Source organism: Rhizobium grahamii, assembly GCF_009498215.1.
GTDB classification, from domain to species: Bacteria; Pseudomonadota; Alphaproteobacteria; order Rhizobiales; family Rhizobiaceae; genus Rhizobium; species Rhizobium grahamii_A.
The window spans coordinates 164,769-187,148 of sequence record NZ_CP043499.1 but is presented as its reverse complement, the minus strand read 5'-3'; the positions used below and the strand labels follow the sequence as shown (position 1 = coordinate 187,148).

Annotated in this window: 24 protein-coding genes; 13 read left to right on the top strand and 11 right to left on the bottom strand. The window is 59.5% G+C overall.

The window, feature by feature from the left end; all coding sequences use genetic code 11:
• Window positions 1-80 precede the first annotated feature (80 nt).
• The 3 genes from FZ934_RS19750 to FZ934_RS19740 all read left to right on the top strand — a co-directional run bounded on the left by FZ934_RS19750 (window position 81) and on the right by FZ934_RS19740 (window position 3,141).
• Window positions 81-428, top strand: coding sequence for an ArsR/SmtB family transcription factor (locus tag FZ934_RS19750; RefSeq protein WP_153272634.1), 348 nt, complete (start codon window positions 81-83; stop codon window positions 426-428).
• A 200-nt stretch (window positions 429-628) separates the two neighbouring features.
• Entirely contained in the window at window positions 629-2,812 is a 2,184-nt protein-coding gene (locus tag FZ934_RS19745) for a DUF1217 domain-containing protein (RefSeq protein WP_153272633.1), read from the top strand.
• Between the two features lie 14 nt (window positions 2,813-2,826).
• Window positions 2,827-3,141: a DnaT-like ssDNA-binding protein gene (locus tag FZ934_RS19740; protein WP_153272632.1), complete on the top strand. Its 315-nt coding sequence runs from the start codon at window positions 2,827-2,829 to the stop codon at window positions 3,139-3,141.
• 11 nt (window positions 3,142-3,152) lie between these two features.
• On the opposite strand, the gene FZ934_RS19735 is transcribed toward FZ934_RS19740, so the two are convergent.
• The 4 genes from FZ934_RS19735 to FZ934_RS19720 all read right to left on the bottom strand — a co-directional run bounded on the left by FZ934_RS19735 (window position 3,153) and on the right by FZ934_RS19720 (window position 6,234).
• Window positions 3,153-3,449 carry a hypothetical protein gene (locus FZ934_RS19735; protein ID WP_153272631.1) on the bottom strand — a complete coding sequence of 99 codons (297 nt, stop codon included), beginning with the start codon at window positions 3,447-3,449 and terminating at the stop codon, window positions 3,153-3,155.
• A gap of 146 nt (window positions 3,450-3,595) precedes the next feature.
• Complete coding sequence (locus tag FZ934_RS19730; protein WP_153272630.1) at window positions 3,596-4,663, bottom strand: DUF5666 domain-containing protein; 1,068 nt, start codon at window positions 4,661-4,663, stop codon at window positions 3,596-3,598.
• Window positions 4,660-5,502 carry a DUF6502 family protein gene (locus FZ934_RS19725; RefSeq protein WP_153272629.1) on the bottom strand — a complete coding sequence of 281 codons (843 nt, stop codon included), beginning with the start codon at window positions 5,500-5,502 and terminating at the stop codon, window positions 4,660-4,662. Before FZ934_RS19725 ends, FZ934_RS19730 begins: the two co-directional genes overlap by 4 nt.
• 96 nt (window positions 5,503-5,598) lie before the next feature.
• A complete protein-coding gene (locus FZ934_RS19720) occupies window positions 5,599-6,234 on the bottom strand; it encodes a TetR/AcrR family transcriptional regulator (protein WP_153272628.1) in 636 nt (211 codons plus the stop codon).
• A 454-nt stretch (window positions 6,235-6,688) separates the two neighbouring features.
• Between FZ934_RS19720 and FZ934_RS19715 the strand changes: the two genes are divergently transcribed.
• From FZ934_RS19715 to FZ934_RS19705, 3 genes are read left to right on the top strand one after another with little or no spacing between them, the layout of a single operon-like run.
• Complete coding sequence (locus FZ934_RS19715; RefSeq protein ID WP_153272627.1) at window positions 6,689-7,984, top strand: flagellar hook protein FlgE; 1,296 nt, start codon at window positions 6,689-6,691, stop codon at window positions 7,982-7,984.
• A 12-nt stretch (window positions 7,985-7,996) separates the two neighbouring features.
• Window positions 7,997-9,457 (top strand): flagellar hook-associated protein FlgK, encoded by a 1,461-nt coding sequence (gene flgK / locus FZ934_RS19710; RefSeq protein ID WP_153272626.1) that lies wholly within the window; start codon window positions 7,997-7,999, stop codon window positions 9,455-9,457.
• Between the two features lie 3 nt (window positions 9,458-9,460).
• Window positions 9,461-10,507, top strand: coding sequence for a flagellar hook-associated family protein (locus FZ934_RS19705; RefSeq protein WP_153272625.1), 1,047 nt, complete (start codon window positions 9,461-9,463; stop codon window positions 10,505-10,507).
• A gap of 58 nt (window positions 10,508-10,565) precedes the next feature.
• Here the strand turns inward: FZ934_RS19705 and FZ934_RS19700 are convergent, their stop codons facing one another.
• Together FZ934_RS19700 and FZ934_RS19695 are read right to left on the bottom strand one after the other, a co-directional pair.
• Complete coding sequence (locus FZ934_RS19700) at window positions 10,566-11,168, bottom strand: O-methyltransferase (RefSeq protein ID WP_432443678.1); 603 nt, start codon at window positions 11,166-11,168, stop codon at window positions 10,566-10,568.
• A gap of 46 nt (window positions 11,169-11,214) precedes the next feature.
• Window positions 11,215-11,697 (bottom strand): PadR family transcriptional regulator, encoded by a 483-nt coding sequence (locus FZ934_RS19695; protein ID WP_246737982.1) that lies wholly within the window; start codon window positions 11,695-11,697, stop codon window positions 11,215-11,217.
• 131 nt (window positions 11,698-11,828) lie between these two features.
• Here FZ934_RS19695 and FZ934_RS28445 point away from each other — a divergent pair, with 131 nt between their 5' ends.
• Together FZ934_RS28445 and FZ934_RS19690 are read left to right on the top strand one after the other, a co-directional pair.
• Window positions 11,829-11,954: a hypothetical protein gene (locus FZ934_RS28445; protein WP_281409936.1), complete on the top strand. Its 126-nt coding sequence runs from the start codon at window positions 11,829-11,831 to the stop codon at window positions 11,952-11,954.
• Window positions 11,955-12,030: 76 nt separating this feature from the next.
• Window positions 12,031-12,462 (top strand): DUF1810 domain-containing protein, encoded by a 432-nt coding sequence (locus FZ934_RS19690; RefSeq protein WP_153272623.1) that lies wholly within the window; start codon window positions 12,031-12,033, stop codon window positions 12,460-12,462.
• Here FZ934_RS19690 and FZ934_RS19685 read toward each other — a convergent pair.
• The gene (locus FZ934_RS19685; protein ID WP_153272622.1) at window positions 12,459-12,647 is read right to left on the bottom strand and encodes a hypothetical protein; all 189 of its coding nucleotides are present in this window, start codon (window positions 12,645-12,647) and stop codon (window positions 12,459-12,461) included. The genes FZ934_RS19690 and FZ934_RS19685 overlap by 4 nt on opposite strands.
• A 74-nt stretch (window positions 12,648-12,721) precedes the next feature.
• On the bottom strand, window positions 12,722-13,345 hold the full coding sequence (locus tag FZ934_RS19680; RefSeq protein ID WP_153272621.1) for a TetR/AcrR family transcriptional regulator: 624 nt from the start codon (window positions 13,343-13,345) through the stop codon (window positions 12,722-12,724).
• A gap of 126 nt (window positions 13,346-13,471) precedes the next feature.
• Here FZ934_RS19680 and FZ934_RS19675 point away from each other — a divergent pair, with 126 nt between their 5' ends.
• Window positions 13,472-13,681, top strand: coding sequence for a hypothetical protein (locus tag FZ934_RS19675; RefSeq protein ID WP_153272620.1), 210 nt, complete (start codon window positions 13,472-13,474; stop codon window positions 13,679-13,681).
• A gap of 75 nt (window positions 13,682-13,756) precedes the next feature.
• On the opposite strand, the gene FZ934_RS19670 is transcribed toward FZ934_RS19675, so the two are convergent.
• A complete protein-coding gene (locus tag FZ934_RS19670; RefSeq protein ID WP_153272619.1) occupies window positions 13,757-14,629 on the bottom strand; it encodes a sigma-70 family RNA polymerase sigma factor in 873 nt (290 codons plus the stop codon).
• Between the two features lie 109 nt (window positions 14,630-14,738).
• On the opposite strand from FZ934_RS19670, the gene FZ934_RS19665 reads away from it, so the two are divergent.
• A complete protein-coding gene (locus FZ934_RS19665) occupies window positions 14,739-15,197 on the top strand; it encodes a carboxymuconolactone decarboxylase family protein (RefSeq protein ID WP_153272618.1) in 459 nt (152 codons plus the stop codon).
• 61 nt (window positions 15,198-15,258) lie between these two features.
• Here FZ934_RS19665 and rhaI read toward each other — a convergent pair whose 3' ends face one another.
• Both rhaI and FZ934_RS19655 read right to left on the bottom strand, forming a co-directional pair.
• Window positions 15,259-16,551, bottom strand: coding sequence for an L-rhamnose catabolism isomerase (rhaI, locus tag FZ934_RS19660; RefSeq protein WP_153272617.1), 1,293 nt, complete (start codon window positions 16,549-16,551; stop codon window positions 15,259-15,261).
• A 63-nt stretch (window positions 16,552-16,614) separates the two neighbouring features.
• Window positions 16,615-18,711, bottom strand: coding sequence for a bifunctional rhamnulose-1-phosphate aldolase/short-chain dehydrogenase (locus FZ934_RS19655; protein WP_153272616.1), 2,097 nt, complete (start codon window positions 18,709-18,711; stop codon window positions 16,615-16,617).
• A 200-nt stretch (window positions 18,712-18,911) separates the two neighbouring features.
• Between FZ934_RS19655 and FZ934_RS19650 the strand changes: the two genes are divergently transcribed.
• The 3 genes from FZ934_RS19650 to FZ934_RS19640 all read left to right on the top strand — a co-directional run bounded on the left by FZ934_RS19650 (window position 18,912) and on the right by FZ934_RS19640 (window position 22,375).
• Window positions 18,912-19,721, top strand: a complete 810-nt coding sequence (locus FZ934_RS19650) for a DeoR/GlpR family DNA-binding transcription regulator (RefSeq protein ID WP_113359672.1) — start codon at window positions 18,912-18,914, stop codon at window positions 19,719-19,721.
• 50 nt (window positions 19,722-19,771) lie between these two features.
• Window positions 19,772-20,767: a rhamnose ABC transporter substrate-binding protein gene (gene rhaS / locus FZ934_RS19645; protein WP_113523904.1), complete on the top strand. Its 996-nt coding sequence runs from the start codon at window positions 19,772-19,774 to the stop codon at window positions 20,765-20,767.
• A gap of 72 nt (window positions 20,768-20,839) precedes the next feature.
• Window positions 20,840-22,375 (top strand): sugar ABC transporter ATP-binding protein, encoded by a 1,536-nt coding sequence (locus tag FZ934_RS19640; protein WP_153272615.1) that lies wholly within the window; start codon window positions 20,840-20,842, stop codon window positions 22,373-22,375.
• The last annotated feature ends 5 nt before the right edge of the window (window positions 22,376-22,380 follow it).

Here is a 22,380-nt window from a genome sequence, read left to right as displayed (position 1 = left end):
CTCCATTTCAGATCAGACCCGCATTGCGTTGCCCGGCGCTGGCGCCCGCGCATGCATCTCTTTGACTTTTGAGGACGACCATGAAGTATCGCCCCGGGAATCCCGATATCAAGCTCCTTGCCGACCAACTCTCCGTTCTCGGCAACGCCAACCGTTTGACCATTCTCGAACATCTCACGCACGGCGAAATGCAGGTGAACGTGCTCGCCAAGAAACTCGACCTCGGTCAATCGGCCTTGTCGCAACATCTTGCAATCATGAGAGCATGCGACTTCGTCACGACGCGACGCGCCTCGCAGGCAATTTTCTATTCGATCCAGAAGGAGCCGATCGCACTCGCCCTCGCGCGCGCGCATGCCTTGCTTGTCGATCAGCAGTACGAACCCGACATCACACGCCATGGCGCCGAGGCGGTATCGCGCGGCTGAACGACGGTCGTGACAAAACCCTAGCGCCATCGTGATGAATCATTTATAGAACCATTGGGTTCTGTAATAACTACAGGTAGGTCGCGTCGGGGGATTGCGTCTCCGATCGCTCCTTTTGGCTGAATGGTTCGCCACCCTGCATCAGACATGAGGCAAGCAAAGGCTGGAATGCCGCCTTTGCTCTTCTCGGGGGCGGGTCCATGGTTTCCACTTATCTCAGCTACCTTTCGGTCGCGAACAATCTCAACAAATCGCTGTCGGCAGTCGCATCCAAGGGCGCGGTTGCCAGCGACACGACCTACTACAAGGAGAACATAGGCAAGGTCACCACTGTCGATGAATTCATGGACGACTACCGCCTCTATTCCTATGCAATGAAGGCATATGGACTGGAGGACATGACCTACGCCAAGGCCTTCATGAAGAAGGTTTTGGAAAGCGACCTCAGCGACTCCTCGAGCTTCGCGAACACGTTGAGCGATGATCGCTATTCGCAGTTCGCGTCGGCGTTCAAGTTTGTCGGCGAGGATGCAACCGCTCAAACCAGCGTGCAGCAGTCTTCGCTCCTGGCCGAATATGAGAGCTCGTTCGATGAGGAGAGCGACTCCATTACAGAGGCGACCGACTACTACGACAGCTCGATCAACGACGTCACCTCGGTGGATGATCTTCTCGGCAGCACCAAGCTTCGGAACTATGTTCTCGAAGCTTTCGGCCTCAGCACCGATTACACCTCGACCAGCTTCCTGCGCGACGTCCTGACCAGCGACGTCGACGACCCCGACAGCTACGTCAATCAGCTCGGCGACGACGCCTACGTCAATCTGGCAAAGGCGTTCAACTTCAACACGGACGGAAGCGTCAGCGATCCGCTGCAAAGTGACGACCAGAAGTCGCTGGTAGAGAGCATGTACGCTATCTCTTCATCGACCTTTGCCTCCAGCTCCGTGGGAGAGTCCTATACGACCTACTTCCAGGAGAGAATTGGCAGTATCACGTCGGTGGACCAGCTCATGGCCGACGACAAGCTCGTCACCTATCTGCGCACGGCATACGGCTTGGCGGACTCGGATCCGGATAACTACATTTCGGCATCGTTGAAGAGTTCGTCGCTGGCGACCGCCATCGGGCTTGGCGACCTGCACGATGCCTTCAACTTCGATTCCGACGGTGCGCTTGCGGACGGAACGACCGCCCAGACAAGCGATCAGACGACGGCCACTACGACAGCCTTCACCGACAACTATAACGTCAGCGACGTCGACACCTGGATCGAAGCTTCCGTCGCCAACTATCAGACGCGCCTCGCCAGCGTCACGAGTATCGAGGACTTTCTGACCTCGAACGCCGACGATGACGACGACAGCAACGATGACGATGCCGAGCTCTGGCAGATGGCAGCGCGCTCCTTCGGCATCGGGTCGTCGGAGATCACGAAGAGCCAGTTCCGCAAGATCCTCGAAAGCGATCCCAGCGATCCGAACAGCTACGTCAACCAGCTCAATGACGACCGGTTTACGGCTTTGCGTGACGCCTACAATTTCGGTTCCGACGGCAAGACCTCCGTTCCCCTGCTGGCGATGTCACAATCGGTGATCGACGACTTCGTCGCCGACTACAAGCAGAACAAGATCCGTCACCTGTCCGGGACCGACAAGACGGAGGCGTCGACCGCGGCAGACACCGAGATGAGCTACTTCGCGACGCAGATGGCGACCTTGAAGACGGCATCGGATGTGCTTGCCGACGACCGGCTGGTGAACCTGATGCTGGAAGCAAAGGGGATCGATCCAGCCGATGTCACCGACACTGAGTTGAAGAAGATGTTTGCTTCCGATCCGGACGATCCTGACAGCTACGTCAACGGCCTCTCGGACAACCGCTTTGCCGAGATCGTCGGCTCCTTCAACTTCGACACGGAGGGCAATCTGTCCTCGGACGCGGAAGGAACCGTCCAGCAGCGCGGTGACGTCATCGAGACGGTCAACAACTACGTCCGGCAGACCCTGGAGAGTGATCAGGGCGACAGCAACACCGGGGTGCGGCTGGCGCTCTACTTCGAACGCATGGCACCCTCGGTATCGAGCGCCTACGACATCCTTGGCGATGACGCGCTGTTCGAGTTTTTCACCACGTCGTTCGGCCTGTCGAGCTACGTATCCAACATGGATGTCGAGAAGCAGGCCGAGATGGTTACGAACTTCATCGACCTGGATGATCTCAGCGACCCCGACAAGGTCACCGACCTGATCAAGCGCTTTACCGCGATGTACGACACCAGCAACGGCACGACGACCTCGAGCGCCGCAACGATCCTGAGCGGAAGCTCCACCACGATCAGCGCCGACACGCTTCTTGCGGTCGCGCAGCTAAAGAGCGGCTGAGGAGCTTGTCTGCTATGTCCGTAGATCGTCCATATCTTCCGACAACAGAGGAAGAAGAGCTCGAGCAGGCTGTCGCAATCGCTTCCGAGCTTATCGACCTCTTGCCATTTATTGGAGAGAAGCTGCATCCGCAGCAAAAGCGCGCCTGGCCACGCGTTGGCGTATATGAAGCTGGCGGCAGTGAAATCCAAGGCATTCCGCCAGAGATCGAGCTTCTGTGCGAAGCGATCGTCACCTGCCTGCTGGCCGACTGCTATTTCGATATGGAAGCGTTATCGAGCGAGGTCGCTCCCTTCCTCGCTCCGCAGGCAAAGCCTCAACTGCATTGAGGCCGCAAAGCTTAGATCACCTGTGACAAGGTCTTGGACAAACGTGCCTGAAGGCTCATCAGGTCCGCCAGAAAGTCGACATCCTCCTGGCTCAGGCGACCGCCTTTCTTGATCTGCCATAGCTCGGAAATCTGCACGGAGACGCTGTTGGCTCGCCGAAAGAGTTCCACGATCTCATCGTGGTTTTCCCAGGTGACGATGACGTCGGAGGCGCCCAGATCGTCGGTAGACATATCAGAGGGATAGGCTGCCGGCATGAACTCGCCTTTTGGCAGGGCAATGACGTTGAGCCGGGCCGCGTCGTCCAAGGGAAGCTCCTTTTCCATCAAGCTAGTTCGAATGATCCCCGCGCAAAACGAAGCAGCATCGGAGGACTCGAAATAAATGGGAATTTTTCCCATTTGTCAAGCTCATGCTAAATCGCCACGCAGCGGCGGGCATCACCCGCTCTGCCTTATTGCGGAGGCGGACCCGGAGGTGGGCCGGGAGGTGGCCCAGGAGGCCCACCCGGCGGACCACCGGGCGGTCCCATATGCCCGCCCCAAGGACCGGGATCCGGACGATTGAACCCGCCGAAATGACCGCGAGGACCGCCGGGTCCCATTCGATTGAAACGAAAGCGGCCATCGGGGCGACCAAAACCGGGCGGGCCGGGATCGAAATTGCCGCCCGCCACCGGGAGATTCAGAAACGCACGGCCGTCTCTACCAAACGGTTGCATGCCATTTTCATTCAGGTGGAATCCGAGGCCGGCACGTATGGTCGACCCGTTCCTCTCCACGAACGTCTCAATATTGACGGTTCCGCGTGTCAGCCCAGGGACGACATCGTCCGCTTTCACCTTACCGGGGCGCCACTGGCCGCCTGAGTTCAGGAAGGTTACGACGACCCGCCGACCAACGAGCTTGGCGGAAGGACGACCGACGACAAAGCCTGCGACCGCGAGGTTTCCGTCCCGACGCTCCGCAATGCCGCGCAAAATTGGGGCTGTCGATGCCGGGCGGCTCTCGATGCGGCTAGCGACAATTATGCCGTCTGGTTTCCTGATCCCGTAGACGGCAATCACCTGCCCAGCCCTCAAGCGCGGACGCGCAGTCAAGTTCGTGACATCGACGGACTGGGCAAGAACGTCTATTCGCCCCTTGCCGATCCTGGAGATGGGGCCGATGACCTCGCTGGTGACGTGAATCGATTCCGCCTGCGAGCCGCCGAGCAAGACGCGGACCACATGCCCCACACGCATCTTGTCCGTGCCCACGCGCTGGCCGTCCAGATAGACCGGGACATCCGTCGGGTACGGAATTCGCACGCCATTGACGATGATGCTGCCAAACCCGGTAATCGTCCCGACGATACCGGTTCCGCCGATACCGTGGTCGTCGCCGCCGCGCAAAGACGCACCTGTACCGCCGATGCCATGATCGTGCGGCTTCGGCTTCTCGGCTGCCTTTGCGCCAAAGGCGAACGGTAGAAGAGCGACAGCCTGCATGAAACCGCGGCGCGACGTGGCCAAGCGCTTCATTCGCCAGCCTCCGATGTCACCTGATCGTCATCGGCTCGAAAAATATAGACGCCGGCGATCCATCGGTGATCGCCACCCGGGTCGCTCTCGATGGCTTGATTGGCCAGACGATTCAGCCGCAGCAGCATCGCCATTGCTTCCTCTCGGCTGGCAGCTTCGAGGCGTTTGGCGAGGGCATCGGAAATGTTGTTGTAGTGAACCGCGCGCTCGAAGGAAGGCGGCGCGTCGGCAAGAATGTTTTCAACCGCCGCCATCGCATGATCATGCAGGTTACGGGTGAAATAGTGCTGCCGCGTCTGCATGTCGGCGCTCGATACGAGTGATTCGACACGCAGATGGACGTGATCGTTTTCGTCGAGCGCTGCAAGGCCACGATCAATCCATTCATCGAGAACGGCGCGCGCATGCAGATCTTTCGTCACCTCTCCCACGAGGGTCTCGAACGAGAACCCGCCGTCTGCTGACGACCGAGGCAACGCCTTCAGGGCACCGGTCTCATCGCAGCAGCGTGGATCGGCAAGCCATCGCGCGACAATACGACTGGTGCGGGAGGCAGGTGCCGGCAGAGAATCGACAGACAGGCTGCCCGCGCGGAGCCTGCTGACGTCTTTGCGGTGAATGCCTGTTAGCAGCGATATGCGACTGTCCGTCTGCTGCTTTTCAGGAAGCGCGAAGTCTTTCTCGGCAACATCGATAAACAGCCTGCGCATGAGCGCTGAAAACGCGACGTAGTTCAGGCCACTTGCAAGGCAAAGCCGAACCAGCGGCCTCAGGACGCGCAGGAGCGTACGCTGCAAGGCGTCTTCTGAAAACGGAGGTTTCGGCCTTTGCTTTATCATCGTCCCGCTCGTGCTGGACACAGTAGGCCGCAGCTCCCCGGATCAACATCCATTCGCATCATGCCAACCACACGTAGTACTTATCCGTACCAAAAATCAAGATGTGGAAGCGCCCCGCAGGAAAAACCGGATACAATTCCCCAGGTGTTCTTTCCTGGCGGTAGCATTGTCCCACCCGCCTCGCGGACTCATCCCCGCAAACATCATATCCATCAGCAACCGTGCGCTGCTTTCCGGATTGTCGACACGAAGTCTCCCCTTCGCTACCTCACCCCGCAGCCAGTCAATCAGGCAGCTTCTTGCCTGCTGAATTTCCCGCAGAGCCAAGGCTTCTGCCATCTCAGGGATATCTGCGGCTTCACCCGTAACGGTGCGGATCAGCGCCCCATGAGCGGGGGCGCTATCGACGCGGAAGATCCTCGCGATCACCTCGTCCATGGCGACATCCTCACCCTCGGGGCGAGGCAGATCGAGCAAATCCTGCGCCGGCGTCATCGCTGCGGCGATGAACAGATCTTCCTTGCTTGGGAACAGACGATAGAGTGTCTGCTTGGAAATTTGGCACCGCGCAGCAACTATATCTGTGGTTGTGCCCGCATATCCAAATTCCGAGAATGCTTCGCGCGCCATCTCGACAATCTGCGCCCGGCGTGTCGCTTCGTCGTGAGCCGGCGGACGACCGCGCGGGCGTTTCACCTCTGAGACGACTTTTGGGGATTCATGCACGTCCATGACTTCAAACGTTCCCTTGGCGGCACCACGAAAAGCAGCAGCAGAATGCAGAGATACTTCCGCCGGACGGCACCCTGATTTGCCGAGACAATCACAGCATGCGCTGATACGTCAACTACTTATACCTAAATAAGCACGGGACGGACGCAACTGTCCACGGCTCTTCACACACAGGCGCGATCTGTGCGCACGTCGGCGAACACCAAGAAGTGACAGGCGATTTCTAGGGTTGCGGAAGTTAGCTTTATCTTTACGGTACCAATAAGTTCTTTAATGATTCACCGCTGATCGGCCGCTGCTTGGTCGAGACCCAGCGAGCGTGCGGATGAACCGCATCGATAAAGCCAATCCTATTCTACGCCAGGCGTCACGATTCGTCACACGTTTTCCGTGCGGCTGTCGCTTGCGTGCGAATACGCGGCATGTCCCCACCAGTCTCGGCAAGGAAAACGCTATGAGCATCTTCGGCAGCATGAAAACAGCAGTATCTGGGATGGCCGCGCAGGCAAACCGCTTGAGCACGGTCGCCGACAACATCGCCAACTCCAATACGACGGGTTACAAGTCTGTTTCCACTGCGTTTTCTTCCCTCGTTCTGCCGTCCACGACCGGCAACTACAATTCGGGCGGCGTGCAGACGACGGTACGCCAGGCTGTCTCCGAGCAGGGCGACATCTCCTACACGACATCGGCCTACAATCTCGCGATCTCAGGCGACGGCTTCTTCATCGTGTCCGGTGCCGACGGCACACCGGTCCTGACGCGAGCCGGCGATTTCTCGGTCGATTCCAGCGGCAATCTGGTCAACAGCGCCGGCTTCACGCTGATGGGCTACTCCTACGACTCCGGCGCTCCGGCTGTCGTCGTGAACGGTTTTGACGGCCTTGTTCCTGTGAATGTCACCCAGTCCGGGCTCAGCGCCGTCGCCTCGACGTCGGCCTACTTCAGCGGCAATCTGGATTCCGGCGCCGAAGTCGTTTCTGATACCAGCGCGCTGCCGAGCGCCAACGATGCATCAACGGTCACCGACGATACGAAGAAGATGTCGCTGGTTGCCTACGACAGCCTCGGCAACACGATCCAGTACGACTACTATTTCACCAAGACCGGCGAAACGACGGACGCAAGTGGCGCCATCACCGGTTCGACCTGGGAAGTGGCTGTCTACCGCAACGCCGATGCCACGACGGGCGGTACGACGTCCTTCCCCTATTCCTCGAGCGCCGTCAGCGTGGCGAGCTTGAGCTTCGATGCGAATGGCCAGCTTACTTCGGCGACCGATACCGACATCGTCGATCCGGTCACAGCCAAGACAATCACGATGGATTATTCCGACTTCACGCAGCTCGCCTCCGATTTCTCGGCGACGGGATCGGCCGACGGCCAGGCGGCAAGCACGGTCAGCTCCGTCAGCATCGGAACGGATGGCGTCGTTTCCGTATCCTATTCGAATGGCACGACAAAATCGCTCTACCAGATTCCGCTTGCGACCGTCGCCAGCCCCGACAATCTCACCTTGCTGAGCGGCAACGTCTATAGCGCCAACGGCGCCTCGGGCGTCACGGTCACGGGCTTTCCGCAATCGAACGGCCTCGGTTCGATCCAATCGGGCGCGCTTGAGAGCTCCAACGTCGATCTCGCGGGCGAACTGACCGAGATGATCGAGGCGCAGCGCTCCTACACAGCAAACTCGAAGGTCTTCCAGACCGGCTCGGACATCATGGACGTTCTCGTCAACCTGAAGCGATAAGGACAGCCATCCATGTCATTGTCCGCCGCGCTCAATACGACAAAAAGCATATTCAGCACGACGAGCTACCAAAGCAGCATCGTTGCCAACAACATCGCCAACTCCAGCAACACCGACTATGTGCGCCGGGAAGCAGCGGTCACGACCTCGCTCGATGGAGCACAGGTCGTCGCCGTTTCCCGCGCCCAGGAAGATGCGCTGCTGACGCAGTATCTGCAGGCGAATGCGAGCGATAGCGGGCAACAGACCTTGCTCGACGGACTGGAGCAATTGAGATCGATCCTTGGGGGCAACGACTATGAAACGTCCCCAAGCACATACCTTGCCTCCTTTCAGGAGGCGTTACAAACATTCGCGACGTCGCCAAGCAGCACGATTGCCGCCCAATCGGCTGTGACGGCGGCGCAGGATCTAGCGAACTCGCTGAATGAAGCCAGCGACGGCGTTCAATCCGTTCGGCAGGACGCCGATGCGGAGATCGCCACCCAGGTCGATACGCTGAACACGCTTCTCTCGCAGTTTCAAACGGCGAACGATGCCGTGAAGGTCGCGACCGCGACCGGAGCGGATACGTCGAGTGCACTTGATGAGCGCGACAAGCTGCTGAAGCAGATTTCGTCGATCATCGGCGTCACCTCGGTGACGCGTGATAACAACGACATGGCGCTCTATACGAGCGATGGGACGACGCTCTTCGAGACCACCGCGCGTAGCGTCACGTTCAAGGCAACATCCACCTATGTTACCGGCACGGAAGGGAACGCGGTCTATGTCGACGGCGTCGCGCTGAAGGCCGGGGAGGGTTCGACGACGTCAGCGGACGGAAGCCTGCAAGCCCTGCTTCAGCTCCGCGACGAAGTCGCTCCGACGTTTCAAGCTCAGCTCGACGAAATCGCCAAATCTCTTGTCTCGGCTTTTTCGGAAACAGACGGCACGACGACGGTTCCGGGCTTGTTCGTGTGGACGACCTCAACGGGCGCCGACGGTGAAACGCCGACGTCGAGCGATGTCATCAACGGCATTGCCGCGACCATCTCGGTGAACTCCAGCGTCGTCACCAGCGAAGGCGGCGACCCGATGAACCTTCGCGACGGATCCGTCAGCGGAATCACGGACCTGAACAGCGATGGCAACAGCGGCTTTTCCGATAACCTGAACGCGCTCTATTCCGCGCTCGACACGTCCCGCAGCTTCTCGTCCGATGCCGGTCTTTCATCCAGCGTCAGCATCATGTCCTACGCATCGGCATCGATCGGCTGGCTCGAAGAGTACAGAAGCGGTGCGACATCGGCAGCCGAGAACACATCTGCAGCCCTGTCCCGCAGCGACGAGGCCTATTCGAACGAGACGGGTGTCAATCTGGACGAGGAACTGACGCTGCTCCTCGACATTGAGCAATCCTACAAGGCCGCGACCAAGCTGCTCAACACGATCAACGAAATGCTGCAATCGCTGCTCGACCTGGGGACCTGAACCATGAAATTGTCTTTCGTCTCGAGCACTGCGCTCGCCACCAGTCTTCGCCAGACCATCAATCAATCCCAAACACGTCTGATCACCGCATCGACCGAAGCGACAACCGGCACTTATGCCGATCTCGGCGCATCGCTGGGATCGGGTGCGGCCACAAGCATCAATCTGCGCACCGCGATTGACCAGGCCGCATCGCTGAAGGCGAACAACTCAGTCGTCAGCGTCCGTCTTGACGCCTCCCAGTCGGCACTCTCGAGCCTTCAGGATGTCGCGGACTCGCTCGTCTCCAATCTGACCGCCCTGCAAGGTAGCCAGGATTCGACGAGCCTAACCGTTGCGCAACAGTCGGCGAGCGACACGATCTCTCAGCTGATCTCGAGCGCCAATACGATGGTGAACGGCGAGTACCTGTTTGCCGGCACCAATGTGGATGTCGCTCCGCTTACTGACCAAAGTGCATCGGTCACATCTGCGATTTCGGACGCGCTTCAAAGCTATGCGGCCGGGCTCGGCAAGTCGGTGAACGAACTGACGGGCGATGAGATGACGACATTCATCTCTGATACCGTCGAGCCGATGTTCTCCGAAGCCGCCTGGACAGATTCGTCAAGCGGATGGTCGAGCGCCTCCAGCACCAACATGACCAGCCGGATCAGCACATCCGAAACGGTGACATCCTCAACAAATGCCAATTCGGAAGGAATGCGGTATCTGGCTCTGGCCGCGACCGTCATCTCGGCCATCGGATCGCAGGACATCAGCGCGGATGCGTTGAGCGCAGTGACATCATCGGCAATAAGCTACGCTTCGCAGGCTAGCTCGGCGTTGGTGACCCAACAGAGTGTACTCGGCCTTTCACAGGAGCGTGTCGAAAAGGCCAACGACGCGTTGGATGCGCAGTCCTCGCTGCTGACGACACGGCTCACAGATCTCCAGGGCGTGGATACCTATGAAGCATCGACACTGGTCAATACGCTTCAAACACAGCTCGAGACCGCCTATACGCTGGTCTCGAAGCTGCAAAGCCTGAGCCTCGTCAACTACCTCTGATCGAGGTTTCCCACCTGTTGGCTGACATCAAGAACAGACGCGGGCGAATGCCCGCTTCTCAGTCCGGTTGAAACCGGCTGACCTCTATTCCAGCCCCGACAGGCAACAGCACGCTTGTGATCCCGGGCTTTGCGCGGACGGTCCTTCCGTAATGCGCGATATGGTCGTCTCCCGGACGAAGCATGTTATCCGCCACGATGATCGCGCCGGCATTGAGCTTCGGATAAAAGGCCTCCAGGCACGGCACGTAGAGGTCCTTCCACAGGTCGAGGAGAACGAAGTCGATCGTCTCCAGGTCGGCGATCATTGAAACGGCATCACCGATCCTGAAATCGATGTAATCGGCAAGATTTGCTTTCGCCGCCATCTCCTTCGCATACTCCGCCTTATAGGCGTGCAGCTCCATCGTAATCACCCGCCCTCCGGACGCGCGTGCCGCATCGGCAAGCCAGATCCCGGAGTATCCGAACGACGTCCCAAGCTCCAGAATTGTGGGCGCCTTGAGGCTGCGCGCGAGGATATTCAGAAGCTGACCAGTCTCCGGCCCGACCGCGCGCAACCTTCTGTCATTGCCGCCCTCGCGGCCGCCGGGCGGCGTTTCGCGGGGAGTATTTTGCTCCTGCCGAATAAGCTCGTGATAGGCCTCGAGCACTGCCAACATTTTCTCGTCCACGGTATTCTCCTGCCAACATACCCCCGGCAGATACTTACGTCTGTTCCAGCTCGTTTGTCGCTGCGTCAATAAGCTCGGCGATCTTCCTCGCGGTCATTTCATCGAGCGGCCCCCTGCGTGTGCGCAGCCTGATGGCCCGGCTCAGTTTCTCCATCGGCTGGACCAAAGTATCCGGGATCGACTCGCCGTTGTTTTCCGAAGGGGCTGAACGGGAAAGAAGCTCCTCGGCCGCAGACCGATTGGCCGTGAAAAATGCTTCTCCCTCGGGCGTCAGGTGATAGCGCTTGCGCCCGCCGATCGCCTCCTCAACGAGCGCATATCCCATGTCGTCGAGCCAAGCGAGCGTCGGATATATGACACCAGGGCTCGGCGAATAGCGGCCTTGCATCCGTTCTTCGATTGCCTTGATCAACTCGTATCCGTGCGAAGGCCGCTGCGCCAGCATAGCGACGAGGAGGATCTTGAGCTCTCCGTAGTCGAACAGTCGCTTACCCGAGCGGCCGTGATGATGCTTCACCTTCCATACCCCTGTGTTGACGAAGTCGTGACTTCGCCGCTGTTTGTGCGTCGATATAATTTCGATATAACGATAATCAAGATATATCGAAATTTACCGATAGGATTGGCTGTTTGTTCCAACGGATGCGCATGACGCTCAAGCTTTCCTCCCTCACCGGCGCCGCCCTGATGGCGTCGCTCGGCCTTCTGGACACTCACCTTCTGCGGGATGCGGAACAACGCGAAGCCGCCAAGCCTCAACAAAGAGAGCGATAAGCCGCGTTTAGCGTCAGTTGCCCCTCGGATTGAACTTTGTGATCGATCACCACAATTAACCTCCCGGAGGTGCACCATGACGATAGACTTCGACCTAGACCGCTTTATCGACGCGCAGAATGAAGTTTACGACAAGGCCTTGCGCGAACTCCAGACGGGGAGAAAGCGGTCACACTGGATGTGGTTCATCTTTCCGCAGATTGCCGGGCTGGGATCCTCCCTCATGGCGGAGAAATATGCGATCCGTTCGATCGAGGAGGCTGGCGCGTTCCTGGCCGACCCTATCTTGGGACCCAGGCTACATCGATGCGTCGATGCCGTTCTGGCGATAAAGGGACAATCGGCTCACGACATCTTCGGCTCGCCTGATGACGTCAAATTGCGCTCATCGATGACGCTGTTTGCGGCCATTAGCGATCATGGCTCTGCGTTTCACAAGGTCATTGAGCAATTCTACGATGGCGCCTTCGACACGAGGACTATCGAGTTGCTGGATGCGCGCGGTTAACCGGCCGACGAATGCTCGAGCTGCTCGATCTCGTCGTACACCTCGCTTAGCCGGTCACGCAACTCGTCACCGGTACCATCGTTCATGTCGTCGTCTCCGAAGCAGTCGCGTGCATCGTAGAGCTCAAGCTTTGCCTCTAGTTCCGCTCGCTTTGCGTAGAGGCGATGGAGGTAGCTATAGTTCATCGCTGCCCGGCGTCCCATGGTTTCACTTATCGTGAAAACGCATGGGATTGGCTCAGGTTCCGGTGAAGTGCCAGCTAGGCAAAAGCGGCCATGGCAGCGTTGCAGGCCTTGGAGAAATGATTGCAACATGTGTCGTTGCCCATCGCCTGGCGCGTGACGCGAGCGCCTTCCAGAAGGAGCGTCAATGTATCTGCCAATAGTTTGGGTTCGCGCGCGCCGGCTGCAAGACAGAGCGCCTCGAGTCTGTCGCGCTGTTCGGCCTTGTGGCGCTCGATCACGCCATAGGCGGGGTGCCCCTCACCTTTCAGCTCGATCGCTGCATTCGCAAGATCACAACCGACGTGTTCGCCGCAAAGACTTTGCGTTCGCGCTTCGACCCAAGCCCTGAGTTGCCCCTTGGGGTCATCAGGGTGAGCGGTTTCAAGATCGCGCCAGATCGCTTCGGCTTTTTCCGAGGCACGACGAAGCGTTTCGCAGACCAACTCATCCTTGGAGCCGAAGTGGCGATAGAGCGTCATCTTGTTGGTCAAAGCGGCGTCTGCGATTGCGTCCACGCCGATCCCGCGGATGCCATGCTCTCGAAAAAGCTCGGCGGCGGTCGAGACGATACGCTCCCTGGGCGGGATTTTCTCGTCGGTATTTGCGGGAGACAGCAGGCTCAAAGTTTCAGATTTTTTTGCGGACAAGGTCCTTGACATCCATGTGACCGATCGGTAACAAATGCATTGTTACTTACCGGTAACACCACCCTTCGCAAAAGTCAATGTCGATGAATATGCGACTGAAGTGGAACACGGGCTACAGCCCACGAAAGGAGGCAAACCATGAGCAAGACCAGAGACGACCTGACCATTACCGAAGCCCTTCGTGATCCCCTGATCGCCATGGTGCTCCGCGCCGACGGCGTGAAACTCGACGATTTCAAGCGCCTTCTCGAGACGGCCGCCAGGAAGCGCGAGCAGCGAACCTCTCCGGTGGGCAAATTTCTGAACGTGATTTCCAACAATCCGGCTGCCATGTGCAGCTTTTGCTGAAGTTTCGGGCGTTTCCCTGCCCCAGTAAGAGTCGCCGCTGACCAAGCGGCGGCTCTTTCCATTTGGGCGATACTCTCAGATCAACTCGTAGCGCAGCTTTCCGAGATATTCCGGATCGGCAACGGCATCGATTCCGGCGATTTTCTCGCCGTCGAACGTGAGGAGCAGTACGACGTGCAATCGTCCTCCCACCACGACCACAAGCCCGAACTCGCCATCGATGAGCGCCGGCTGCGCCCCCTGGGCGCGGCCCTTGAAGGTATCGGCAACGGCGGTCGCGCCGCGAAGCTCGCCTTGAGAGGCCCCATAGCGCATCGCAGTCGCATCCGGCGTGAAGACCACCTGCGGATCGAGGATCGAGAGGAGCGCGCCGATATCGCCGAGCCGCGAGGCTGTGAGGAACGCGTTGACGATTTGTTTCTTGCGGGACGTGTCCGCCTCCGGAGCATCGGTCCGCCCCTGAACGCGCCGGCGGGCGCGACTGGCGAGCTGGCGCGTTGCCATCGATGAGCGATTGATGATCGGCGCGATATCGTCGAACGGCAGATCGAACATATCGTGCAGGACGAATGCTATGCGTTCCGCCGGCGCCAACGTCTCCAGGACGATCAGAAGCGCCACGCCGACGGAGTCGGCAAGGACAACTTCGCGTTCCGGATCTGTCGTTCTCGACGTATCGGCAACATGCTCGTGCGCCGGCGGATCGAACGGATCCTCTCGCAGTGCCTTTCGTGAGCGCAGCATGTCGAGGCAGATGCGCGCCACAACGGTCGTCAGCCAACCACCGACATTGTCGATCGCTTGCGAGTCCGACCGGCCGAGCCGCAACCACGCCTCCTGAACCGCGTCGTCGGCCTCCGTCCGGGAGCCGAGCATGCGAAAGGCGACAGCGCCAAGATGCGCCCGGTTCGCCTCGAATTCCCCCGCCAACCAATTTTTCTCATTCATTGTCACATTCCTCCCGCCTGTTCCGTCAACTCCATGACGAACGAAACACGGCCGATGTGACAAGGCACGGCCGGCGGCGTCATTGGAAAACACATCAAGGAGAGACATCATGCAAGCAAGAATGGGAAACCCAGCCGTCGTCGTTCCGGAAACGATGCAGGCGTTGCACGCGCTCGGATCGATACCGGCAAAATCAGGCCTGTCGCCGATCCTGCTGGAACTGGTCAATCTGCGCGCCAGCCAGATCAACGGATGCAGTGTCTGCATCGATGGACATCCGCGGATCGCGAAGAAGGCGGGCGAGACCGACGAGCGGCTGTTTGCCGTCAGCGCCTGGCGGGACACACCCTATTTCACAGATGCGGAACGGGCCGCCCTTGCGTTGACGGAAGCCGTCACCCGCGTCAGCGATCGCGCCGACCCCGTGCCCGACGACATCTGGGACGAAGCCGCGCGGCACTTCGACGGAAAAAGCCTCGGAGCGCTGGTAATCGCGATTGCCAACATCAACGTCTGGAACCGGCTCAATATCGCGACCCGGCAGATCGCCGGCCAGTGGAAGCCGTAAAAGCAACAGGGCCGCTGTCTCGTCGACAGCGGCCCTGTAAAATGCCTTGGGAGGCTGAGGCTTAGATGATGCCGCCGCCGCCGGCAGCGGAAGCCGGGCGCTCTGCGGAGACCTTCTTACGGTAGCCGCTGGCGCGGTAGGTCGCGACCGGATCGATCGCGCCACCGGCACGGCGACGGGCTTCGGCCAGGATCGGCTCGACGTCGGTGCGGTAACCGCGCTTCAGCGTTTCGGTTGCCATCAGCGCGTCGTTCTCATCCTGGAAGCCGGCGAGCGCCTTGCGGTCGACGATCAGCGCCTGCGCGTAGGCGCGGCGGATTTCGTTGGCGCTGTTGATCAGGCTCTCGATCGGGTCGGTCACGTTGTGCGACTGGTCGATCATGTGGGCCGGGTTGAAGTCGTTGACGCCGCGCTGCTCGGCCTCGACCAGCTCGTTGAAGACGAGGAACAGGCGGTACGGCTCGATCGCGCCAGCATCGAGGTCGTCGTCGCCATACTTCGAGTCGTTGAAATGGAAGCCGCCGAGCTTGCCGAACTGGATCAGGCGGGCAACGATCATCTCGATGTTGGTGTTCGGCGCATGATGGCCGAGGTCGACAAGGCAATGCGCCTTCGGGCCAAGCGTCTGGGCGATCAGGTAGTTGGTGCCCCAGTCCTGTACGACCGTCGAGTAGAAGGCCGGCTCATACATCTTGTGCTCGGAGAACAGCTTCCAATCGTCAGGCAGTGCCTTGTAGATGTCGGCCATCGAGGCGAGGTAGCGTTCGAAGGCCTTCGTGAAGTTGCTCTGGCCCGGGAAGTTCGAGCCATCGCCGACCCAGACGGTCAGCGCCTTGGAGCCGATCGCCTTGCCGATCTCGATGCATTCGATGTTGTGCTCGACGGCCTGCGCGCGCGTTGCCGCGTCGGTGTGGCTGAGTGAACCATACTTGTAGGAATGGGCCTGGCCGGGCGCGTCGGAGAAGGTGTTGGAGTTCATCGCGTCGAAGCCGAGGCCGAGCTGATCGCCCTTTGCCTTCAGGTCCTTGACGTCGGTCTTGTCCCACGGAATGTGGAGCGAGACATTCGGCGTGGCGCGTGTCAGCTCGTTGATGACGGAGCAGTCGTCCAGCTTGTCGAAGATGCCGCGCGGTTCGCCGGTGCCGGGGAAGCGGGCAAAGCGCGTGCCGCCCGTGCCGACGCCCCAGGACGGAACGGCGACGAAGAATTCGGATACGCGGCGCGTGATGTTCTCAATGTCGACGCCACGGCGCGAAAGATTGGCGCCCAGCGCTTCGTAATCGGATTTGAGCGCGGATGCGCGCTTGTCGTTTTCCTGCGCAATCACATCCTGCGCGATTTTGGACTCGGCCATGAGTTCCTCCCGAGATATTTGGATGAGACACGGCGGGCATGACGCCCGCCGCAGCAATTTGACTTAGCGCGGGAAGCTCTGCGCGTTGCCGGCATCGACGTTGATGATGTTGCCGGTGGACTTTGCCGACAGATCGGACGCCAGGAAGTAGATCGCTTCGGCGATGTCTTCAGGGAAGACGTTGAGCTTCAGCATGGAGCGCTTGCGGTAGTGCTCCTCCAGCTCGTTGATCTCGATCTTCGACGATGCCGCACGCTGTTCGCGCCACTCGCCGTTCCAGATCTTCGATCCGCGAAGAACCGCATCCGGATTAACGGTGTTCACGCGAATACCGGCTTCTGCGCCTTCCAGCGCCAGGCAACGGGCGAGATGGATCTCGGCAGCCTTGGCCGTGCAATATGCAGCGGCATTCGGCGACGATGCCAGGCCGTTCTTGGAAGCGACGAACACAACGTTCCCGCCGAGGTTCTGCTTGCGGAACAGGCGGAAGGCTTCGCGCGAAACGAGAAAGTAGCCAGTCGCCAGGATGTCGATGTTCTTGTTCCACATCGAAAGCTCGGTGCTTTCGATCGGCGCGGACGAAGCGATACCAGCGTTCGAGACGAGGATATCGACACCACCGAACTCGACGCAGGCTTCCGCGAAGGACGAGATCACGCCGTCTTCCTTGGTCACGTCGAGCTTGACGCCACGAACGGCATCGGCGCCGAACTGCTTGGCGAAATCGGCCTTGGTGTTGTCGAGGGCTTCCTGGTCGATATCGGCCAGAACCACGCAGGCGCCCTCGCCGATCAGGCGCGCAGCCGTTGCGCGACCGATGCCGCCGGCGCCGCCGGTGACGAAGGCAACCTTGCCGGCCAGGCTCTTCGGCTTCGGCATGCGCTGAAGCTTGGCTTCCTCAAGCAGCCAGTATTCGATATCGAAGGCTTCCTGTTCAGGCAGGCCCTGATACTCGGAGACGGTCGACGCGCCACGCATGACGTTGATGGCGTTGACGTAGAATTCGCTGGCGATACGGGCGGTTGCCTTGTCGCGGGCAAAGGACAGCATGCCGACGCCGGGAACGAGGAAGATGACCGGGTTCGCGTCGCGGATGGCGGGCGAGTTGTCATGCTTGCAATCGTTGTAGTAGCGCGCGTAGTCGGCGCGGTAGTCTTCGAGCGCCTTGTCGAGACCGGCAACGATCGCATCGACATCCGGCTTCGCCGGGTCGAAGTCGACGATCAGCGGGCGGATCTTGGTGCGCAGGAAGTGGTCCGGGCAGCTGGTGCCGAGCGCGCCGAGCGGTGCCAAGTTCTTCGAGTTGACGAATTCGAGAACGGCGTCCTGATCGTCGAAGTGGCCGAGCTTGCGCTCCGCCTTGCCGATGCGGCCGCGGATTTCGGGCATCAGGCGGGCTGCGATGGCGCGACGCTCTTCGACCGGAAGGCTCTTGGCGACGGCGCCGCCGAAGATCGTCTTGCCTTCGGTCTTTTCGGCAAACCAGACGATCGCCTTGTTGATGATGTCGAGCGTCAGCTCGTAGCAAGCCTTGGCATCGTTGGCCCAGGTGAAGAGACCGTGGCTTTCGAGCACAACACCCTTGGAATTCGGGTTTGCCTTGACGAAGGCTTCGAGGTCGAGGCCGAGCTGGAAGCCCGGGCGGCGCCATGGCAGCCAACCGATGTCGGCGCCGAAGATCTGCTGCGTCAGTTCCTTGGAATTCTTCGAAGCGGCGATCGCGATGATCGCATCCGGATGCATGTGGTCAACATGCGTGAACGGTACGAAACCATGCAGCGGCGTATCGATGGAAGCAGCGCGGCTGTTCAGGTTGTAGGTGCAATGCGGGAGGAAGCCGACCATGCGGTCTTCGTCTTCAACGCCCTTGTAGATACCCTTCAGAGCGTCGAGCTTGTCCTGATAGAGGGTCGCAAAGCCGTCGAGCTTGATGGTGCCGACGTCACCGCCAGAACCCTTGACCCAGAGAACCTTGACCTTCTCGCCGGTCAGCGGGTCGGTTTCCATGACCTTTGCAGAGGTGTTGCCGCCGCCATAGTTGGTGATGCGCTTGTCAGCACCGAGCAGGTTCGAGCGATAAAGCAGCTTTCCAGGCTCATCGAGGCCTGCTGCATATGAATCGTCCCAACGATTATCAAGAAGCCGGACGGTTGCCGCCATGTCATCCTCCCATGTAAAATTTCTTGGAAGCACGAACGAACTCCGCGCCCCTTTTCGGTGACGGTATCGCTCATGGAAATAGCCATTGTCAATCGAAAACGATCAAATTCGATTATTGTGCAGCGCAATATGAAATTTCTTGATCGTTTTTGATTGACACATTGTCACAACTGCGAAATAAGCAAGCTAGGAGGAACCCCATGCACGAACGCGAACGCCATCGCATCATATTGAGCGCCGTTCAGGAAAAGTCTGTCGTCACGATTCAGGATATTTCCGAATTGACAGAGGCTTCCGAGGCGACGATCCGGCGTGACATCGCGGCCCTCCATGTGCAGGGAAAGATCCGGCGCGTGCGGGGTGGGGCCGAGGCCGTGCATCCGCCACAGCTCGGAAATCTCGCCGGACGCCCCTTTAGGGTTTCAGAATCAGTCAACATCGACAAAAAACGCTCAATTGCGCGAGCAGCCGTTGATCTCTGCGATCCGGGCGATGCGATCATCATCAATGGTGGCACGACCACCTTCCAGATGGTGCATTTCATGGCCGCGCACCGCATGCAGGTCATGACCAATTCGTTCGCGATCGCCGAGCACCTGGTCAAGCACTCGAAGAACACCGTCACCGTTCCCGGTGGCGTGATCTATCGCGAGCAGAGCCTGATCCTGTCGCCATTCGACAACGACGCTATTCGCAATTTCTACGCCCGCCGTTTCTTCATCGGTGCTCAGGGCGTCGGTCCGCTCGGCATCATGGAAGCCGACGCGCAGATCATTCAGAGCGAACAGAAGCTGATGCACCAGGCCGACGAACTCGTCGTCATGGTCGATTCCAGCAAGTTTAACCGCCGGTCGAGCCTCATTCTGTGCCCGCTCGACCGTGTTTCAACTGTTATCACCGATGACGGCATTTCCGAGGAAGCCGGCCGGATGATCGAAGATGCGGGCATCAAGCTCGTCGTTGCGAGCACGATCTCGCAAGTGAAGGAGGATTCCTCGTCGGTCGCTTGAGTGGCGCCGGCAGGATGTAGTCAAGTCTTAACAACGTGGGAGGATAAGGCATGAAACTCGCAAAAACACTGGCAGTGGGCGTCGCCTTTGCCGTCGCCTTGATGGCAGGTGCCGCAAGCGCCAAGGACATCAAGATCGGCCTGGTGGTGAAGTCTCTCGGCAACGGCTTCTTTGAAGCCGCCAACAAGGGCGCACAGGAAGCAGCCAAGGAACTCGGCGGCGTAGAAGTCATCTACACCGGCCCGACCTCGACGACGGCCGAAGGCCAGATCGAAGTCATCAACTCGCTGATCGCTCAGGGCGTTGACGCCATCGCGATCTCCGCCAACGATCCTGATGCTGTCATCCCGGCCCTCAAGAAGGCCAAGCAGCGCGGCATCAAGGTCATCTCCTGGGATTCCGGCGTCAACAAGGACGGCCGCATCCTGCAGCTGAACCCGTCGTCGAACGAACTGATCGGCAAGATGTGCCTGACGCTCGTCAAGGACCACCTGGAAGGCGGCAAGGGCGATTTCGCCATCCTGTCGGCAACCACCACCTCGACGAACCAGAACATCTGGATCGACCAGATGAAGAAGCAGCTCAAGGACTTCGCTGGCCTGAACCTCGTCACCACCGTTTACGGCGACGACCTTTCGGACAAGTCCTATCGTGAAGCCGAAGGCCTGCTGAAGTCCAACCCGAACGTCAAGGTCATCGTCGCTCCGACGACGGTCGGTGTTCTGGCCGCTTCCAAGGTTGTCGAAGACAAGGGTCTCGTCGGCAAGGTCTACGTAACGGGTCTTGGCCTGCCGTCCGAAATGGCCGGTGCGATCAAGTCAGGTGCTACGAAGGAATTCGCGATCTGGAACCCGATCGACCTCGGCTACTCCGCAACGCAGATCGCCTATCACCTCGTAAAGGGTGACGCGACCGGCAAGCCGGGCACCGAAATCGAAGCTGGCCGCATGGGCAAGATCAAGGTTGATGAAAAGGGCGAAGCCGCAATGGCCGATCCGTTCATCTACAACGCTTCGAACATCGACCAGTTCTCGAAGGTTTTCTAAGCCTCGCTTAGACGAACCAAACCCGGCGGTTCAGGCCGCCGGGACTTTCCCATTGAACACTGGTAAACGCTGATGAACACTGCCCTTCAACAACCTGTCGCGGACGTCAACGCCGCTGATGCACCCGCCATCCTGGAGATGCGCGGCATCTCGCAGATCTTCCCCGGCGTGAAGGCGCTCGACAACGTCAGCATCGCGCTCTATCCCGGCAAGGTCACCGCCCTGATCGGCGAAAACGGTGCCGGCAAGTCGACCCTCGTCAAGATCCTGACCGGCATCTACCGGCCGAACGAAGGCGAGATCATCGTCGACGGCAAGCCGACGACGTTTGCCAACGCACAGGCTGCGATCGACGCGGGCGTGACCGCCATCCATCAGGAGACCGTGCTCTTCGACGAGCTGACGGTTGCCGAAAACATCTTCCTCGGCCACGCACCGAGAACGAAATTCCGCACGATCGACTGGAAGCTGATGAACAGCCGCGCCAAAGCGCTGCTCACCTCGCTTGAAAGCAATATCGATCCGACGATCCGCCTGAAGGACCTCTCGATTGCGCAGCGCCATCTCGTGGCGATCTCCCGCGCGCTCTCGATCGAGGCCCGCATCGTCATCATGGACGAGCCGACCGCGGCCCTGTCTCGCAAGGAAATCGACGATCTGTTCCGCATCGTCGAAGGCCTGAAGGCGCAGGGCAAGGCGATCCTCTTCATCAGCCACAAGTTCGACGAGCTCTATGAAATCGCCGATAATTTCGTCGTCTTCCGTGACGGCAAGGCTGTCGGTCACGGCAAGCTGAAGACCACGCCGCAGGACGACATCGTCCGCCTGATGGTCGGCCGCGACGTCGAGAATGCCTTCCCGAAGATCGACGTCGCCATCGGCGCCCCGGTCCTGCAGGTCGAGAAATACTGTCACCAGACGGAGTTCCGCGACATTTCGCTGACGCTGCGCAAAGGCGAGATCCTCGGCATCTATGGCCTGATTGGCGCCGGCCGCTCCGAGCTTTGCCAGTCGCTGTTCGGCATCACCAAGCCTCTATCCGGCAAGCTGACGCTCGACGGCCGCGAGATTAGCATCAACTCGCCGCTCGATGCGATCAAGGCGGGCATCGTCTATGTACCGGAAGAGCGCGGTCGCCATGGCCTGGCGCTGCCGATGCCGATCTACCAGAACATGACCTTGCCTTCGCTCGGGCGCACCTCGCGCAAGGGCTTCCTGAAGGCCGCCAACGAATTCGCGCTTGCCCGCAAATATGCCGAGCGCCTCGATCTGCGCGCGGCGGCTCTCTCCGTCCCTGTCGGAACGCTGTCGGGTGGCAACCAGCAGAAGGTGGTCATCGGAAAGTGGCTGGCAACGCTGCCGAAGGTCATCATTCTCGACGAGCCGACCAAGGGTATCGACATCGGCTCGAAGGCTGCCGTCCACGGCTTCATCAGCGAGCTCGCCGCCGAAGGCCTGTCCATCATCATGATCTCGTCCGAACTGCCGGAGATCATCGGAATGTCCGACCGGGTTCTTGTCATGAAGGAGGGCCTGTCTGCCGGCCTCTTCGAGCGCAAGGACCTGACGCCGGAAACGCTGGTGCGCGCTGCCACCGGTAACGCTTGAGGGTA